Below are 18,347 nucleotides of genomic sequence, written 5' to 3' on the forward strand. Positions count from 1 at the left end.
CACGCGTACAAAAGCAGTGACTTGGAAAATGATTTAACAACAAACTTATCATCTTCTTTGTTTTTGTATAAGCAGCTTGAAAATTAATTTAATTTTGATGCATGCTTTTAATTTTGTGAATACTTAAATGCTTGAACCTTCTGCGTTGAGTTTACTACCACCGTTAGTGGTGGTTGTATTGGCTGTTGTATTACGCCGCCCTATTTTATCTTTACTTATTGGTGCTTTAGTTGGTTTAGTTATAGCCGACCCTGCACAGGTACTTACTAACTTTGCGAGTACATCGCTAAAAGTGATGACAGACGAAACCATTGGCTGGCTAATACTTGTATGTGGTGGCTTTGGCGCTTTAATCGCGCTATTAGTGCGCACAGGTGGCGCATCGGCTTTTGGCAAGTTAGCCCTTAAATACACTAAAGGTAAGCGTTCATCGTTGTTCATGACCTTTTGTTTAGGTGTGGTTATTTTTATTGATGACTACTTAAATGCGCTTACCGTGGGTGAAACCATGAAACGCATTACCGATAAATTTAAAGTTAGCCGCGAAATGCTTGCTTACGTTGTTGACTCAACTGCGGCACCAATTTGTGTGCTTGTCCCTTTATCTACCTGGGCGGTATTTTTTAGTGGCTTATTGGTAGATAACGGTATTGCTGAAGAAGGCAAAGGTATTGCTGTTTATATTCAAGCTATTCCGTACATGTTTTACGCGTGGTTTGCAGTGCTTGTTGTTTTACTTGTTGTGTTGGGTGTTATTCCTGCGATTGGTCCAATGAAAAAAGCAGAACAAATGGCGCAAATTGAGCAAGCTCAAGTCGATCCAGCTCAATACAATGACGTTCAAACAGCAGATGAATACGCAGTAAAAGCAGCTGAAGAAAACTTTGAAGACGCTGATCCTAAAGGTAAATTACGTAACTTTTTAGTACCGATTATTTTACTGGTTGCGTTTACGGTTTACTTTGAAATAGACGTATACAAAGGCTTACTAGCAACAATGGCGGTCACTCTCCCGTTTTATGCGCTACAAAAATTAATGAGCGTAAGTGAAATGATTGAGCGCATGCTTGATGGCTTTAAAAGTATGATCCCCGCGATTGGTACTGTTATAGCGGCGTTTATATTCAAAGACGTATGCGACTTAATTGGTTTGCCTCAGTTTGTTATTGGTAGCTTAAGCCCTTATATGACCGCAGCATATTTACCAGCCGTGGTATTTATTTCAATGGCTATTTTAGCGTTTGCAACAGGGTCTAGCTGGGGTATTTTTGCTGTATCAATTCCGATTGTTATGCCACTGGCAAATGCGGTTGATGCAAACATACCACTGGTCATTGGTGCGCTATTATCGGCTTCTTCTTTTGGTAGCCAAGCGTGTTTTTACTCAGATTCAACCGTACTCGCAGCGCAAGGCTCTGGTTGTAATTTAATGAGCCATGCCGTTACACAATTGCCTTACACGCTAATTGCTGCGGCATTAGCTGTTATAGGCTTTTTAATAATGGCTTAAATATTATACCAATCCGCAATAATACTTAATCATTTTGCGGGGCTAAACGTGTCGCTACCTGCGTTAAAAAATTTTCATTTAGAACAACTAAATAGCGAATTTTTTGCCTAGCTATCAACACGTTCTTCCATCCTCAAAATAGATCACTTAATTAAGCGAATTGGTATTATTAGTAAATATAGTGAGATAAATAATAAACCCCAATGTATTACTACATTGGGGTTTATTTTTAGCTGCGTAAATAAAGCTTATTTTTGTAGTTTAATACCATTGTAATAGGCATCAAGCGTTGTGATTTTAGTCTGATTTGGTAAATCGGCAAAGTCACTTTCTATAAACTTAGTACCACGTAATTGCACATTTAAACGTGCCGCATTAGGATTAAGCATTGTTTGCTTGTAGTAGTCTTTTATATCTGCAAGCGTTACTTTTTCAACTTCATCAATCAGCTTTTGCTTAGAATCAAAGGTAAAATTTTCACGGTACCAATCGTTTATAAGTGGGCTCATTTCGTCACTTAAGTTTTTAGGTTGCTCTTTAAGTGATACTAGGGTTGAGTTTTTAAGCTGCTCAAAAGTCTCTTCGCTCATGTTATCAAGTTCAACTGCGTATTCTTTTTTAAACTTATCAAAACGAGCTTGTATTTCTTTAGGACCTTTAACCGGTGTTTGAATATACAAACCAATTGCAGAGTAACCCTCGATTGGGCGAGCTAATGCACCTACTGCATACGCAAGTTGCTCCTCAGTACGCATTTTATCAAACGCAACCATTCTAAAGTGACTTTGTAATACAGCCGCTTCTGCTTTTTGTCTGTAACCCGCAACTGGATGAACGGTCATATCAACCACCGCTACATCAGCTACATCAATATCTTTTTGCAGTACCAGCGTTTCGCCAGGTTGAGGTAACCAAGCTTTGCTGCGCGCAAATTCACTGCGTTTATGGTTACTTGGTAGTGTTGCGCTTAATTCTTCTGCAATCGCGTCTATATCTTGCTGATTATAGTTACCGTAACTAAATACGCGTAAATCGTTTTGTGCAAACGTAGCTGTTTTTAATTGTGCTAAGTCGGCAACACTCACTGAGTCAGCGGCTTTAATAAGCGCCTCTGTATCAAATCCACCTGTACGAGTTAGTTTTGAGTACTCGCCAAATGCTTGTGCATACGGAAACTGCTTTTGTTGGTTTAGTAAATTACGTTTAAAGCGATCTACTGCTTGGCTAAATGCTTGCGCTGTTTCATCGGCTTTTAATCCGGTTAAAGCTTGTTTAAGTAATACATCTTGTTTATCTGTAAAACCACTCATAGATAAAACAAGGCCATTACTCGGCGCGAGGCTTACACTCATACCAGCGATTGCTGCTTCGGTACTTAACTGACTTTGTTGAATATTGTATAAATCAGCCCAAACAGAATAAAGTACTTCTGCTTTAATATCGTTTAAACCTGGTTGAGTATTTATATAAACTTCAACAAGCCCTTTTGGTTGCTCTGCAAACTTTTGACTTGCTTGACGCCATACTTTTACACCATTTTTATCGTAAGCAAGCTCAGGGTGTTTTTGCTCTTTAAAAGCTTGAGTTTTTATTGCAAAATTTTCAGGTAATAAATTATTTACAGTTGGTAGTGCTAGCTTAAACTCGCTTGGTTTTTTCCAGCTAGCAATTTCATCATCGCTAATATCACTAATGCGGTATTTGCCGTCGTAAAAGTGTAGTTGTGAGTCTGTCTCTTCTTGCTGCGATACATACCAAATACGAAGAGTATCGGCATTTAACTGCTCAAGTACTTTATTTACCGCATTAGCATCAAACTTTGCATAATAATAAGGTGCATTAATGGCGTGATTTAACGGATAATCTTGCATGCTTTGTGTAAGTGAGCTTACATAATTAAATTCATCACCTTTTTCTAAAAACTTAAATTGGTTATTTAGTGATGTACGAATTTCGTTGAAGTACTTGCTATCAACGCCCTCTTTTTTAATTAAATCGATGTACTGCATAATAGTCGCAACTATTTCGTCACGATTTTTCATGCCTTCATCTGTAAGCTCTGCGTTTACGTTTAATGACCCGTAGTTACCATATTGATTTGGTGCAGCTGAAGCTGACAACTGAGATACCCACCCTTTGTCACGAAGCAATTGCGCTGGGCTGCCCGGCATTTCATTACTTAGTAAATACGCTACAAATCGGTTTGGTTTAAGGGCAAATTCGCTATTATTATTAGCAATGGTGAAATCAAGTTGTAGCTGTTTTACATCTTCATTTGGTGCATAAAACACGCGTTTTCCGCCAGCGTTATCAAAATCAAGCTTTGCAGTTACTGTTGGTTTTTCTATGTTTTTATTTTTTATATCAGCAAAGTATTTTTGTGCTTTTTGCTCCATTTCAGCAATAGGTAAATTAGAAATAAGCGCTACTTTCATGACATTTGAAGAATAATATTTATTATAAAAATCAACCGTTTCTTTGTGAAGAGAACTATTTTCTTTGTCACCAAGTGTTTCTAGGTTACCAATTAAAAAGCGATTAGCTGGGTGATCGCCCATCATTTTACGCGCTAGTTTAAATTGACCAAAAAAGTCCATTTCGCGACGCATTGACCACTCTGCGTTTACTGCATTTTTTTCTTTGTCTGTGTATTCAGGGTATAACTTAGGTGCCTTAAAAAAGTCGGCAAAACGGTCTAGCCCTTCATCAAACGCGTCGTTATTAATTTTAAACATGTAATTAGTAATATCGAGCCAAGTATACGCATTGTGCGCGCCACCATTTTTGGTCATAAAATCAGAATACCCTTTTGTATCTGGGTAACGATCAGTGCCTAAAAACAGCATGTGTTCTAAATAATGCGCCATACCCTGTTGCGACATCGGGTCGTGTAGTAAACCTACACCTACACTTAGTGCCGCTGCTGACTTTTCAGCACCTGGATCTGACACTAAAATAACTTCAATGTCGTTTACCAGCTTAAGTGTTTTATATTCGCGGTTATCGTTAGGACTTACAACTAACGTGTCTGATAATAAAGAGGCCGGAGGCGCCACAGAAACCGAAGCTGTATTTGAACAGCCACTTAAAACTGCAAGTGCGATAGCACTAAAACCAATAATCTTTTTCATTTTTGTTTTCCATTAAAAAGTATTGCGCAAAATAGCGTGCGCCAATTCAAAGCAATATAGTTAAGCTAAACTAACATTTTCAATTAATAACTTTCTACAAAATAACGCTATTTTGTGTAACACATTGTGAAAAATGTCTTCATAATCGGATATTAGTTGGGAGTCTGCCAACCTTGCGAGATTAAAAATCATTCAATATCAAAAGATACGCAAATTCTAAATAATAATAAGGAAAAACAATGGAAAAAATCATCATACTTGCCATGTTTGCACAAGTTACGCTTTCACTGGTTGTCATGCTCATTATGGGTAAAAGGCGCTTTGCAGCAGCTAAAAACAAACAATTAGATTTAAGCGATTTTAAAACAATGCAATTAGATAAGGCTGGCGACACTATTAGGGTTGCAGATAGAAACTTTTCAAATCAGTTTGAAATACCTGTGCTTTTTTACGCGGGGTGTTTACTTGCACTACAGCTAAATAGCGCCAGTACACTTGTGGCTATACTGGCCTGTTTATTTGTAGCAACACGTATTGTGCATAGTGTTATTCATTTAGGTGAAAATAACGTACGCGCACGTTTTAAAGTGTTTTTACTAGGTTGTGCTTGTGTGTTTTCAATTTGGCTTGCGATGGTTTGGCGAGTATTACTTTAAACAGCAAAGTTTAATAATAATGTGGGCGGCTGTTTTACGCCATCCACATTACCGTTAATTTTAATTATTTAGCACGTTTTAAACGAGGAACCGCAAGTAAAAAAGCACCTAAAAGCCAAATTAATCCGCCGCCAGAACTGCTACCTGAATCTGTTGATGTGTCAGAATCAATTAGCGTATTTTCAGTAACAGTAAGACCTGCGGCTGAATTAGGATCATCATCCATTACCGCCACGTTTTGAATAGTCACTAAATTAGCACTGCTAATTGTTACATCAGTGCTTGCACATTGTTCAGCAGTAATACCAACAACGGGTGTTTCACCACAGTGTACTAATGCTGCAATTTTATCTAACGTTGATTGGCTTGCTGCAGTAATTTGTCCAAACACAGTAAAGCCACCGTTTTGCGTATCAAGTGCTGCACTATTGTCTGTAATATTAAAAAACCACTGGCTTGTTGCGCTATTAGCATCACCCGATAGTTTAGCCATCGCAATGGTGCCCTTAACATTAGAAAAAACGGGTTCATTTTCTACTGCAGGTTTTGTGGTAATCGCATCTAGCGAGTCAGAAAATGTAAATCCTCCCCCTTGAATAACAAAGTTACTAACAGAGCGGTGAATTACTGTTTCGTTATATGAATCGTCTTGAACGTAACTTAAAAAATTTGCAACTGTTTTAGGTGTTTGTTGATCAAACAAGTTAATTTCTATGACACCTTGGCTCGTGTTCATTTCGACAATAGTGGCAGCACTTGTAAAGCTTGCTGCGGCGAGTACTGAGCCAAGTAAAAGTTTTTTCATGTTGTATTCCTGTTGTTATATTTTTAGATAATTGTTAATGCGTTAACACATTAATGCCATAGGCGATCAAAATCGATTCTAAAGTGCGAGTTGATACAAATTAGACCGTGTTGATAACAAATTAATTACATATACCATTACTTATATTCTTTTTAGCTATATAAATCTAATTATTTAAAATTAAATCATCTTAAGAGTATGGCTACTTTTTGTTACCTTTAAAAAACACAAAACAACAGGATCTTATAATGCCACACACTAAACATGCAATTTGCGACTTTGGTTTACACAAAGGCGAACCCTATACAAAACTGCCAGCAAGCTTTTTAACCTGGATGATAGGTACTAATCACCACAAGCGAGAGTATGCGAATACGGAGTTGAAGCGTCGTGAACGTGCTGCCACAAACCAATTAACAGCCCCTTCCAAATAAAATGTAAATAAGTACGTTTTTTTAGCATGGAACTAGTTTAAACTAGCTGCCTGATAAATTAAGTAGACCTTAATCCATAGGTATTTTATGCGTATAATTATTTTATTTTCGGTTATTTTTAGTGTACTCGGATGCACATCTCCTGCTCCTGAATCCGTGTTTAGCGCTACCCCGACTAAATATTTAACTGTTCTTCATACTAATGATAACCACGGGCGTTTTTGGCAAAACGAAAAAGGCGAATACGGTATGGCCGCTCGCAAAGCGTTAATTGACTCTTTACGCAATAAAGCTCAAAAGCAAGGTCATGCAGTATTACTACTCTCTGGTGGTGATATAAATACAGGTATTCCTGAGTCAGACTTACAAAAAGCAGAGCCTGACTTTAAAGGAATGTCGCTGATTGGTTACGATGCAATGGCATTGGGTAATCACGAATTCGACAACCCTATTGATGTATTGAAGCAACAGCAAAAATGGGTGAACTTTCCTTTTCTATCAGCCAATATATTTGAAAAAGAATCAGGCGAACACGCGTTTGATAGCTATAAAATATTCAAAAAGAATGGATTAACTATTGCTGTTATTGGTTTAACAACAACCGACACAGCTAAAATTGGTAATCCTCAGTATATTGGGCACTTAGAGTTTAAAGACCCTGTTGACGTTACAGCAAAACTAGCGAAAGAAATAAAAGCTAAGTATAACCCTGACATTACAATCGCCCTGACTCATATGGGTCATTATGTTGATGCTAGTTTTGGTATTAACGCACCCGGTGATGTAACACTTGCTCGCTCACTTCCTGCAAACACCCTTGATATGATCATTGGTGGCCACTCTCAAGAACCTGTATGCATGAGCGATACAAATGTAAATGACGATAGCTTTAAACCAGGTCTTGCCTGTAAACCAGACCAACAAAACGGTACTTACATTATGCAAGCCCATGAATGGGGTAAATATGTTGGTAAAGCTGAGTTTAAGCTTGAAAACGGAAAATTAACGTTACTAGACTACAAACTGATGCCAGTTAATTTGTATGTAGATAAAGTACAAGCTGATGGCTCAACTAAAGAAGTATTAGCAAACGAGTACATTAAACCAGACTCAAAACTTGAATCTTATTTAGCGGTATACCAAGCTAAAGGCGCTAAACAAATTGAAGGTACCATTGGTGAAGTAGATGCTCGCTTAGAAGGTGACAGAAACAAAGTTCGCTACCAACAAACAAATCTTGCACGCGTAATTATTCAAGCTCAAATGGATGTAGTGGGTGCAGACTTTGGACTAATAAGTGGTGGTGGTATTCGCAGCTCAATAGAGGCTGGTGAAGTGAGCTATAAAGATATTTTAAAAGTACATCCTTTTAAAAATCGTATTACTTACATGGATTGGCAAGGCAGTGATTTATGGGACTATTTAAATACAGTAACCAGCTTCCCACCGGATGCTGGCGCTTATTTGCAATACCATAAACTATCGTTTGAGCGTAAAAATAATCAGTTAGTTAATGTTGTTATTAACGGCCAACCTTTGAACAAAAATAAAACTTACCGTATGAGCTTAAATAGCTATAACGCATCAGGCGGTGATGGCTATCCTGCGCTTACAAATAAAAAAGGCTTTGTTAGTACAGACGAAACAGATGCCCAAGCACTTCAAGATTTTATATCAAAAAACAGCCCTCTTAAAACGGCTGAATTTACTCCTAAATAGCCTCTAATAATAGGAAAGTAACCTTGTTACTTTCCTATTATTTCAATACTGCCCTTTTTAATATTTGCCAGCCCATAACTATGCAGACGAGAGCGAGAACCCTCCCCGTATGCTTTAGGTGGATAATATAACTCTTTTTCTTCGGGATACTCGCTGAGTACTTCATCTAATGCAGCACGTACTTCGCTCAGGGTTTTTTCTAGGCTATTATTAAAGTTAGGCCTTTTTCTAACTGTATGGCCGAGTTCGACCAACCTATAAAAATACTTGTTAGCAAGCTCTAGCAGCTCCTCTGGCACATCTTTATTATGACTAAGCGCTACATCATCGTTATTTGTACAATACTCTACAAGTGCTAAATAAAAGCACAATGGCTTATTGGCTAAACACATTTTTTGTTCTGTATTACAACTACTTGATAATGTTTTATCATTAAGGTCAACAATAAGTATCAGCGGCGTAGGCTCTGCAATTGATTGATGCTGTGCATTATTAAACTGCTTATTGCTCTGTTTAATAAACGCAAATTTCACCCAAAAACTAATCAACACACTTAATACTAAAAATATAAAATAGTAAATAAAATGACTCAATGCAAAGTGGGTTTGTTGGACGTTAAATACAACTAATACGAACCCATTACTAGTGCTCAAACTACGTATTATTTGGTGTGAGTTTACAGGTGTTACCATCTCGTTTTTTGGTGCAATAGCAACAACTTTGAGCTCGTTCGAATTAATGTAGCTGTTTAAAGTTTTAATGTAGCTGTTAACTGCATCTTTATTACCTGAATGCTTTAGCAGCTCATTCGATAAATCGAGTAATGGTAAGTCGAGTGCTATTTGCCTCTCTATCTGCGTAATTTTTTGTTTAGCTACTTGCTGGCTTTTTTGAGTTACAGAAATATAAAAGACAGACGACAAAATAAAAAACAAACTTATAATAACAAGTAATTGCTTATACTTACTCATCACCAGCCTCCTCTTTTAAGCCTACTAAGCTGGCACCACAGCGCCAAAATGGCTGGACGTTTTGATAGTAATGCAAACTTTGATCTTTAGACATATCAAGCAAATTTTCCTGCACTGCGCATAATAAATCAGTGTTGTTTTGCTGCATTTTTAAATACCATCTTGTTCCAGAAATATTATTACTCAATGGCGTAATATAGTTTTTTGAAAAACGTTTTTCGTCGCTCTCTTTCCAAAACGAAGCAATAATATCTACTTTTCCATTAGCGAGTAAATCACGTAATTCGTTATGAGAGCTAGCATAAGTGATTTTCAAATTGGCTAAATTAATATCCAACTCTTTAAACGTTTGTTTTGGTAAAATATGCCCTGATCGGCTGGTCGGATAATCAAGTAAACCTATGCGCTTATCTAAAAAGTATTGTTTAGTGACTCGAGGTTTTTCTTTAGAAGATATAAAAAAAGCCGTGTAGTCAGAAAAGCCAACAACGGGCTGGTAGTTATAGGTCGACTCTGCTTTAAAGGCTGCCATAATATTGTTTTTAGCCAAAATCAAGTCAGCAATTCCTTTACCCACAAACTCAAAGCTGTCTGCCGTTCTATACCCCCAATACCCTTTTACAAAGCCATATTGCTTAGCCACCACGTTATCAGAGCATAACTTTTGTGTTAATAACTTAGCTATTTTTTTTGATTGCGTAAAAACAATTAATTGGCCTTTGTTACTTGTTGCAGTTGTTTGACACTCTGTTGAGGTTTCGATCATAACTGGAAAGTGTAATTCATCATTGTATACACTAACTTGACCGCAAACCCACGTAACGACCAATAATAGAAACAAAAATGTAACAATTAACATTTTGTGCAACACGATATTTTTAAAATTCAAAGCAATGCCACTCAAAAATAGACTATATAGTGCATTTGAACAATTTCGCTTACTTATTACAACAAGTAATTTTACCTGTTAAACATAACCTATTGATTTAAAAGCAATGTAAATAAGAAACTATGAATTTTAATGAGTCCTTCCTATCAACACCAAAAGTAAGGACAATTGACCGCATTAGCCTGTAGCAACGCCATGAAATATTCATTAAGGAAGTTCTAATGCATAGCAATATAAAGTACTCGATATCTTCTGCGCTTTTGATTAGTGCAATATTTACAAGCACTGACTCACATGCTTGGGGTCAAAATGGCCACCGCATTGTAGGTAAGATTGCAGAATCTCATATAAGCGAAACAACTAAAGCGGCAATACAACCCTACCTTGATGGTGAATCACTTGCACAAATATCAACGTGGCCTGATGAAATGCGCTCTGCCCCTGGCGAGTTTTGGCAAAAGCAATCATCTCGTTGGCATTATATTAATGCAGCACCAGGAAAATCTTTCAGCTTCAATCACGATCACACTAAAAACAAAGAATCTGTAAGTAATATCCTAGAAGGCATTCACTATTCAATGCAAACGCTCACTGATAAAAATAGCACCTTAGATGCTAAACAGTTCAGTTTACGTTTTTTAGTACATTTGGTGGGCGACAGTCACCAACCATTTCATGCTGGTCGAAGTGAAGATAGAGGTGGCAACCGTATTAAGGTTTCATTTTTTAACGAAGAAACAAATCTTCACAGCCTTTGGGATACAAAGTTAGTTGAGAACGAGAATTTATCGTTTACTGAGTACGCACAATTTATTGATACAAATAACAGCGAGTTAATTGCTGAGTATTTACAAAGCTCACCTATGACATGGGTTGAAGAATCTCATAATTTAGCCACAAAAATTTATAAATATACCAACAACGAAATTGGTTATAGCTACATATATAACAATACTCCAATTATAAAGACACGCTTACAACAAGCGGGTATTCGATTAGCTGGATTACTAAATGCCTTATTTGACCCTTCTGCAAAAGAGTTAGAAACGGCACTGAAAATGACGACTGACAAATAAACTGTATTAAATTTATATAACCTACACACGGGAAATCAACATTATGACTAAGCTTCGCCTTTCGAAATTAACTGGAGCGGTAATTTTAGCTCTAGGTGTTTCTACAAGCGCAATGGCTGCTGATACTTCATCTGCAATGCGTGGTAAAATTACAACGCCTTCAGGTGGCAGTGCTGCAAACGTTAAAATCAAAGTAATTCACCAACCAACGGGTACTATTAGCGAACTAACTACAAACGAAAGTGGTACGTTTATCGCTAATGGTTTACGTGTAGGTGGTCCCTACATGGTTATCATTGATTCTGATACGTTTAACGATACCACTGTTGAAAATATCTACTTGAACCTTGGTGAAACTTACCGTTTAAGCTCGCAGCTTGCTCCGCTAAACATCGAAAAGATTGAAGTGTCTGGTTATAAGATTGTTCAACAATCAGGTGGCTCTAGCAGTACATTTGGCTCTGACACTATTGAAAATATGCCAAGCTTTAATCGTGACATTAAAGATATTGCGCGCTTAAACCCACTTGCCAGTATTAATGGTAATGGTGAGCTAACGTTTGCAGGTAGTAACCCTCGTACCAACGGTTTAACAGTTGACGGTATTGGTCAAAATGATGACTTTGGCTTGAACTTTGGTGGCTACCCTACTTCTCAGCCTCCTGTAGCACTTGATGCTATTGAACAAGTTTCTGTTGATGTATCTCCTTTCTCAGCTTCTAAAGGTAACTTTGGTGGCGGTACTATTAACGCAGTAACAAAATCTGGTACAAATGAGTTTAAGTTCTCTGGCTTTTATGAAATATCTACTCCTGAGATAGCTGGCGATGTTGATAATATTGTACAAGAAGACGATCTTGATGAGCTAGGTCATAAAACTTACTCTACAAATAAAGTAGAGCCGATTAAAACTGAAGAAAGATTTGGTTTTAATGTCGGTGGAGCGATTATTGAAGATGAACTGTTTTACTTTGTTAACTATGCAGAATGGTCAAGTGAATTAGATCTAGATTACGGCTTTGACGGTTCTGGTGCTTCAAATGAATTTAATACTTCTGAAGCTAACTATAATCGTTTCATTTCTATCTTAAATAATGAATACGGCTTAACTGATTCATTAGCCGGTGCGCCAGAAGATACAAACAAAAACTTGCTTGTTAAATTAAGCTGGAACGCAAGTGATGACCACCGCTTAGATTTCACTTATCAATGGCAAGACGACCAAGATGAGCGTAACTCTAGCACAGGCGGTGATAATATAGCCTTAGTTTCAAGCACTTATGCATACGTAACTAAGTTTAATAACTTTTCATCTAAGCTTTACTCTGATTGGACTGAAAACTTTTCAACAGAAATTGGTGTGTCGTATAAAGATGTTACCTCTGATAGCGCAACTCGCTCTAACTTAGGAAGCATTACTGTTGAGGAAGACGGTCGAAATGGTCCTTCTTACAACTTTGGTACAGATCAATACCGCCATGCAAACCGTTCAGAAACACAAAATCTAACTTTTACGTTAGACGCTACGTATTTAATGGATGAGCATGAAATAAACTTTGGAGCTCAGTACGAGTCACTTCGTTTATATAACTTGTTTGCTCAAAACTCTCTTGGAACGTGGAAGTTTGATAGCTTAGAAAATTTTGAAAACCGTGAGATTGGTTCTTATGATTTCTCTTATCAAAATGCTTACACTAATGATTCAGCTGATACAGCATATGATGTAAGACGTAACCAGCTAGCGCTTTACATAGAAGATACTTTTTATGTAGGTGACGATTTAGAAGTTACAGCAGGTATTCGTTATGAGCGCTTATCATCTGATGATAAACCAACTCTAAATGAGAATTTTGCTAATACGTATGGCTTTACTAACCAAGAAAATCTTGATGGTCTAGACATTATACTTCCTCGTGTTGGCTTTAAGTACTACGTAACAGAAGCGCTTACTATTAATGGTGGTATTGGTCGTTTCCAAGGCGGTATTCCAAATGTTTGGTATAACAATTCATTCCAAAGTGATGGCATTACTTTAGTATCAGCACAAAACGATGTAATTAATGATTACTATGCAAATAACACAGCTGATATTACTCAGGTTCCTGATGAAATAAAAAATACATTAGAGCAAGGTGCTGGTAGCGTTGCGTATATCGACCCTGACTTTAAATTGCCTTCAAGCATTCGCACCCAAATAGGTTTTGAATATGAGTTTGATTCTGAACTATTAGGTGATGGCTTTAAATGGCAAGCAGAAATTGCTTACCATAAAAAAGAGAATGAAGCGGTATGGCATAATTCGTCTATTAACCCAGTAGGCTTAGCTGCGGACGGCGAACGTGTTATCAATCAAAGTATTTACAGTGGCGATAATGTTGACATAGAAATGACTAATTCATCGGATGATGGTCGTTCAATTATTATTTCAACGGGTATTGCTAAACAATGGGACAATGGCCTGTTTGTATCGGCAAGCTATGCTCACCAAGATGTTACAGAATCATCAGCAGGTTCAGCTTCTCAGGCAGAAGGTAACTATAAGCACAATATTACAGTAAATCGTAATGAAGATATTGCAGCACGTGGCTTTTACGAAGTAGAGCACAGCTTTAAAATTAACTTAGCGTATAACACTGAATTTTTTGAAGGATATGCAACCAAGTTCAATGTTTATTTTGAACGTCGTTCAGGTCGCCCATTTAGTTACACAATGAATATGTATAAAGATGAAGACTTAGGTGATACTAGCTCTTTATTCACTAATGGTGCTTACTTACCTTATATCCCTACAGGTGCTGATGATCCGAATGTAAATTGGGCTGATTCTAAAATGACTTGGGCTGAGTTAGAACCGTTATTAGAGCGTGCTGGTATATCTCAACGTGGTGGAATTTTAGGTAAAAATACAGCAACTCAACCTTGGGTTACTACGATGGATGTTAGCATTAAGCAAGAAATACCTGGCTTTGCTGAAGGTCACACTGGTGAGGTTTATCTAATGATTGATAATTTCGCAAACCTTCTAAACAGCGATTGGGGTGTAGAAAAACGCTTAGGTTACTCTAACCAAACTATTTATGACTTTGGTGGTCTTGATGATCAAGGCAGATATAAAATAGACAACAGTTTTGGTGGTGCGGATGTGCGTAATTACTCACAAATCAGTTCATCGTCATCAGCTTGGCAGGCTAAAGTTGGCATTAGCTACAAGTTTTAAGTCTTAATAGGTAAGTAATATCACATTAAGTTATTTGTTAACAAAACCCATTGCAAAATTGTAATGGGTTTTTTGTTTTTCACACCCCAATTTCACATGTTTGTCATAAAGCCCACGTAATATATACCCCGATATAGAGTTATTGCTCAAAAAAACACTCAAATAGACAAAAATAGTACTATTTATTAAAAATATATTGCAGTTGTATTTTATTTGTAACGAATAAATAAGGTACACTAGTAACGGATTTTGAATAAATGAACTTCAACTGTTTATTTTGCAAAATTTAAAATAAAAATATAAAAATTTAATTAATAACTACACGGGAAAATTAAATGAAAACTCAATTACGCAAAACAGCTCTTTCACTTGCTATTGCAGCATGTGTTGGTGTAAGTGGCGCTGCAATGGCTAACGAAACGACCTCTGCAATTAAAGGTCAAGTAATGGGGCCTAACGGCAACCCAGCAGCCGGCACTAAAGTAACAATTTTACACGTACCTTCTGGATCAGTAAAAACAACTGAAGTAAATGACGCTGGTTATTTCACAGCTAAAGGCCTGCGAGTTGGCGGTCCTTATAAAGTAGTTGTTGATTCAGATGTATATGCAGACCAAGAATTCAATAACATAATTCTTAATATTGGTAACGATTACCCAGTAAACGTTTCTCTTGAGTCACAATCAAGCATGGAACAAATTGTAGTTTCTGGCGCACCAATCAGCTCTATGTCAGGCGGTACTGGTCCGGCGTCTACATTTACGCTAACTGATCTTGAAAATACACCAGCTATTAACCGTGATTTAAAAGACATTATTCGTATCGACCCGCGTATCACAATTGATGACAGCCGAGGTTCAATTAACTGTGGTGGTGGTAACCCTCGCTACAATAGCTTAACGCTAGACGGCGTTCGTATGAACGATAACTTCGGCTTAAGCTCAAATGGTTACCCAACTATTCGCGCCCCTTTCTCTTTCGATTCAATTGAACAAGTTTCAGCTGAACTTGCACCGTTTGACGTTCAATACGGTGGTTTTACATCGTGTAACATCAACGCAGTTACCAAATCTGGTGGCAATGATGTTCATGGCGCTGTTTTCTACGATTACACTAGTGACTCTTTCAAGGGTGATAAAATTGAAGGTGATGACGTTGATAACGGTAACTATACTGAAAAACGTTACGGCTTCAACGTAGGTCTTCCACTAATTGAAGATAAACTATTTTTATTCACTTCATATGAAAAACTTGAAGGTGTTCAACAGTTTAACTACGATGGTTTAAGCAGTGGCAGTGTAACTGCTGATGATATCTCGCGTATCACAAGCATTGCTCAAACTGTATATGGTTACGATGTAGGCGGAATGCCTTCAAGTATGCCTGTTGAAGACGAAAAAATCTTAGTTAAACTAGATTGGAACATCAACGAAGATCACCGTGCAAACTTAATCTATAACTACAACGATGGTAATACTGTTTCACAGTCTGATACTGGTTCTAGCCGTGTATCACTATCTAATCACTTTTATGACCAAAGTGCAGAATTCACTTCAATAATTGCATCTGTTTACTCTGATTGGTCAGATGACTTCTCTACTGAAGTTCGCATTGGTAAATCTGAGCTTGATGCAACAGTACAATCACTAGATGCAGCAAGCAGCTTTGGTGAAATGCAAATTCGTACCGAAGATGGTGGTACAGTTTATATTGGTCCAGATGACTCACGTCAATCTAATGACTTAGACTACGATACAACTACATTTAAAGTTGCAGGTACTTACTACCTTGATCAGCACACAATTACTGCTGGTTACGAGTTTGAAGAGTTAGATGTATTTAACTTATTCGTTCAGCATACTGAAGGTGAATACCGTTTCAACAATGTTGATGATTTTGAAAATGGTATTGCAAGTGCTGTTTACTACAACAATGCTGCTGCTACAAATGATCCAAACGATGCTGCTGCGAGTTTTTCGTACGCTCAGCATACATTTTACGTGCAAGACGAGTACTCGTTTACTGACTTAGACGCAAATATTACGTTTGGTTTACGTTACGATAAATACACCAGTGATGATGTACCTAACTTAAATCAAAACTTTACTGATCGCTATGGCTACAGTAACCAAAGTACATTTGATGGTATTGATTTAATTCAACCTCGTGTAGGCTTCCAATGGTACGCTACAGATGCACTTGAAGTACGTGCAGGTGTTGGCTTGTTCTCAGGCGGTAACCCTAACGTTTGGTTATCTAACTCTTACTCAAACGACGGCATTACTAACATTAGTGCAAACCAGTTTGGTTCTATCGACTTGTTCGCAACACCTAATGTAAATAATGGTACTCCAGGATTTGAAGTACCTCAGTCTCAATTTGATGCAGTAGCTGACACTGTAATCGGCTCAGGCGATTCACAAGCAAACGCTGTTGACCCAGACTTTGAAATCCCATCAGAGTGGAAATACTCACTTGGTGCAACGTACACAACTGAAAACGAGTACGTAATCTCTCTTGATTACTTATATTCGAAGAAGAATGACGCTGCGTTAATGCGTGACATCGCACTTCAAGATTCTGGCGAAACTACATTTGATGGCCGCCCTATTTACGAATCAATTGAAGGTCGTTCAAACGAATACTTACTAACAAATGTTAGCGGTGATAGCGGTGATTCATCAGTTATCTCATTAGCTGTAAGCAAGATGTTTGATAATGGCGTAAGCGTTAACTTTGGTTATGCATACACAGATTCTGATGATGTTAACCCAATGACAAGCTCTGTAGCTGGTTCAAACTACGGTAACATTGCACTAACTGATCCAGGTAACCCAGGTGTTGCTTCATCTGATTACGAAATCCCACATCGCTTTACTATGACTCTTGGTTATAGCCATGAGTTTGTTGATGGATTTGCTACTCGCTTTAACTTATTTGGTGAAGCATATAAAGGCTTACCATACAGCTACACGTTTGATGGAAGTGATGGTACTTTTGGTGACAACAACTGGAATGGTAACCGCCAACTATTGTATGTTCCACTTGAAAACGATCCTAACGTTGTTTACGACATGAGCGCTGCTGATATCAATGAATTCAATGATTTTATCGCATCAAATGGTTTAGAACGTGGTCAAACGACTAGCCGTAACGCTGAAAACTCAGATTGGTTTGTTAAGTTTAACTTTAAGTTAACACAAGAGCTTCCTGGTTTTATGGACGGACATAAAGGTGAAGCGTTCTTCGTAATTGATAACCTTACTAACCTGTTAAACGATGATTGGGGCGTACTTAAGAAAGGTCCTTTCGTAGGCGCTAGCATGATCGAAACATCACTTGATGATCAAGGCCGTTACGTTTACTCAGGCTTTAACGGAAATAATGCAAATACATCAGTACAAACTGATGCATCTGTATGGCAAATGCGTGTAGGTGTTCGTTACACTTTCTAATTTAGAACTGTAACCTAAAACATCTTTTAAAAGCCCACTTTGGTGGGCTTTTTTATGCCTTTAATTTGTTATTTAACTTTTCAAAAATACTCACTAGCACTTCGTATTCTTCGTTGGTTAAAGTGCTCAGTAACTGTTTTTCCCAATTTAGTGCATCGGGCGCTATATTTTCATATAAGTTTTGCCCTACTTGGCTCAGCACAAGTAAGGCCGCGCGTTTGTCTTGCTTATTTAGCTCACTTCTCACTAAACTTTTATCTATTAAAACTTTTACCGCGCGCGACACTGTCGACTTGTCCATATTTGCTTGCGCGCATAAATCCTTTGCGTTGCTTTGGCCATACTGCGCTAAATTAGCAAGTATTCGCCACTGGGGAATATTTAAACCGTACTTAGTTTGATAAACCTCGGCAAAGTCGTTACTTACACGTGTTGCTACATTCGTTAATTGATAAGGTAAAAACGTTGCTAAATCAATTTTCAT

Annotated in this window: 12 protein-coding genes; 7 read left to right on the top strand and 5 right to left on the bottom strand. The window is 37.7% G+C overall.

The genetic code is table 11. The features are described from left to right. Positions 1-127: 127 nt before the first annotated feature. Positions 128-1,510 (top strand): Na+/H+ antiporter NhaC family protein, encoded by a 1,383-nt coding sequence (locus I6E82_RS05805; RefSeq protein ID WP_197117080.1) that lies wholly within the window; start codon positions 128-130, stop codon positions 1,508-1,510. Between the two features lie 248 nt (positions 1,511-1,758). Here the strand turns inward: I6E82_RS05805 and I6E82_RS05810 are convergent, their stop codons facing one another. After that, the gene (locus I6E82_RS05810) at positions 1,759-4,641 is read right to left on the bottom strand and encodes an insulinase family protein (RefSeq protein WP_197117083.1); all 2,883 of its coding nucleotides are present in this window, start codon (positions 4,639-4,641) and stop codon (positions 1,759-1,761) included. Positions 4,642-4,880: 239 nt separating this feature from the next. Here I6E82_RS05810 and I6E82_RS05815 point away from each other — a divergent pair, with 239 nt between their 5' ends. Continuing rightward, on the top strand, positions 4,881-5,297 hold the full coding sequence (locus tag I6E82_RS05815) for an MAPEG family protein (RefSeq protein WP_024593147.1): 417 nt from the start codon (positions 4,881-4,883) through the stop codon (positions 5,295-5,297). Between the two features lie 64 nt (positions 5,298-5,361). Here the strand turns inward: I6E82_RS05815 and I6E82_RS05820 are convergent, their stop codons facing one another. Then, the gene (locus I6E82_RS05820; RefSeq protein ID WP_101163565.1) at positions 5,362-6,102 is read right to left on the bottom strand and encodes a peptidylprolyl isomerase; all 741 of its coding nucleotides are present in this window, start codon (positions 6,100-6,102) and stop codon (positions 5,362-5,364) included. A 248-nt stretch (positions 6,103-6,350) separates the two neighbouring features. Here I6E82_RS05820 and I6E82_RS05825 point away from each other — a divergent pair, with 248 nt between their 5' ends. Further along, positions 6,351-6,536, top strand: a complete 186-nt coding sequence (locus tag I6E82_RS05825) for a hypothetical protein (RefSeq protein ID WP_024591811.1) — start codon at positions 6,351-6,353, stop codon at positions 6,534-6,536. 87 nt (positions 6,537-6,623) lie between these two features. Beyond that, a complete protein-coding gene (ushA, locus tag I6E82_RS05830) occupies positions 6,624-8,255 on the top strand; it encodes a bifunctional UDP-sugar hydrolase/5'-nucleotidase UshA (RefSeq protein WP_197117085.1) in 1,632 nt (543 codons plus the stop codon). A gap of 26 nt (positions 8,256-8,281) precedes the next feature. Here the strand turns inward: ushA and I6E82_RS05835 are convergent, their stop codons facing one another. Further along, the gene (locus I6E82_RS05835; RefSeq protein ID WP_165722586.1) at positions 8,282-9,226 is read right to left on the bottom strand and encodes a hypothetical protein; all 945 of its coding nucleotides are present in this window, start codon (positions 9,224-9,226) and stop codon (positions 8,282-8,284) included. Further along, on the bottom strand, positions 9,219-10,085 hold the full coding sequence (locus I6E82_RS05840; RefSeq protein WP_197117087.1) for a hypothetical protein: 867 nt from the start codon (positions 10,083-10,085) through the stop codon (positions 9,219-9,221). Before I6E82_RS05840 ends, I6E82_RS05835 begins: the two co-directional genes overlap by 8 nt. Before the next feature lie 251 nt (positions 10,086-10,336). Between I6E82_RS05840 and I6E82_RS05845 the strand changes: the two genes are divergently transcribed. From I6E82_RS05845 to I6E82_RS05855, 3 genes are all read left to right on the top strand, one after another. Further along, on the top strand, positions 10,337-11,191 hold the full coding sequence (locus I6E82_RS05845; RefSeq protein WP_007582418.1) for a S1/P1 nuclease: 855 nt from the start codon (positions 10,337-10,339) through the stop codon (positions 11,189-11,191). 43 nt (positions 11,192-11,234) lie between these two features. After that, positions 11,235-14,408 carry a TonB-dependent receptor gene (locus tag I6E82_RS05850; RefSeq protein ID WP_007582416.1) on the top strand — a complete coding sequence of 1,058 codons (3,174 nt, stop codon included), beginning with the start codon at positions 11,235-11,237 and terminating at the stop codon, positions 14,406-14,408. Positions 14,409-14,743: 335 nt separating this feature from the next. After that, positions 14,744-17,863 (top strand): TonB-dependent receptor, encoded by a 3,120-nt coding sequence (locus I6E82_RS05855; protein WP_197117089.1) that lies wholly within the window; start codon positions 14,744-14,746, stop codon positions 17,861-17,863. A gap of 52 nt (positions 17,864-17,915) precedes the next feature. On the opposite strand, the gene I6E82_RS05860 is transcribed toward I6E82_RS05855, so the two are convergent. Next, positions 17,916-18,347 carry a MarR family winged helix-turn-helix transcriptional regulator gene (locus I6E82_RS05860; protein WP_197117091.1) on the bottom strand — a complete coding sequence of 144 codons (432 nt, stop codon included), beginning with the start codon at positions 18,345-18,347 and terminating at the stop codon, positions 17,916-17,918.

The organism is Pseudoalteromonas sp. NZS11 (assembly GCF_015864765.1).
Classification (GTDB): Bacteria; Pseudomonadota; Gammaproteobacteria; order Enterobacterales; family Alteromonadaceae; genus Pseudoalteromonas; species Pseudoalteromonas arctica.

What these genes read in the sequence shown, in the direction of transcription:
- I6E82_RS05845 (WP_007582418.1), top strand. Translation starts at nt 10,337, where the DNA reads ATGCATAGCAATATAAAGTACTCGATATCTTCTGCGCTTTTGATTAGT.
- I6E82_RS05850 (WP_007582416.1), top strand. Translation starts at nt 11,235, where the DNA reads ATGACTAAGCTTCGCCTTTCGAAATTAACTGGAGCGGTAATTTTAGCT.
- ushA (WP_197117085.1), top strand. Translation starts at nt 6,624, where the DNA reads ATGCGTATAATTATTTTATTTTCGGTTATTTTTAGTGTACTCGGATGC.
- I6E82_RS05860 (WP_197117091.1), bottom strand. Translation starts at nt 18,347, where the DNA reads ATGAAAATTGATTTAGCAACGTTTTTACCTTATCAATTAACGAATGTA.
- I6E82_RS05820 (WP_101163565.1), bottom strand. Translation starts at nt 6,102, where the DNA reads ATGAAAAAACTTTTACTTGGCTCAGTACTCGCCGCAGCAAGCTTTACA.
- I6E82_RS05855 (WP_197117089.1), top strand. Translation starts at nt 14,744, where the DNA reads ATGAAAACTCAATTACGCAAAACAGCTCTTTCACTTGCTATTGCAGCA.
- I6E82_RS05805 (WP_197117080.1), top strand. Translation starts at nt 128, where the DNA reads ATGCTTGAACCTTCTGCGTTGAGTTTACTACCACCGTTAGTGGTGGTT.
- I6E82_RS05815 (WP_024593147.1), top strand. Translation starts at nt 4,881, where the DNA reads ATGGAAAAAATCATCATACTTGCCATGTTTGCACAAGTTACGCTTTCA.
- I6E82_RS05835 (WP_165722586.1), bottom strand. Translation starts at nt 9,226, where the DNA reads ATGAGTAAGTATAAGCAATTACTTGTTATTATAAGTTTGTTTTTTATT.
- I6E82_RS05825 (WP_024591811.1), top strand. Translation starts at nt 6,351, where the DNA reads ATGCCACACACTAAACATGCAATTTGCGACTTTGGTTTACACAAAGGC.
- I6E82_RS05840 (WP_197117087.1), bottom strand. Translation starts at nt 10,085, where the DNA reads ATGTTAATTGTTACATTTTTGTTTCTATTATTGGTCGTTACGTGGGTT.
- I6E82_RS05810 (WP_197117083.1), bottom strand. Translation starts at nt 4,641, where the DNA reads ATGAAAAAGATTATTGGTTTTAGTGCTATCGCACTTGCAGTTTTAAGT.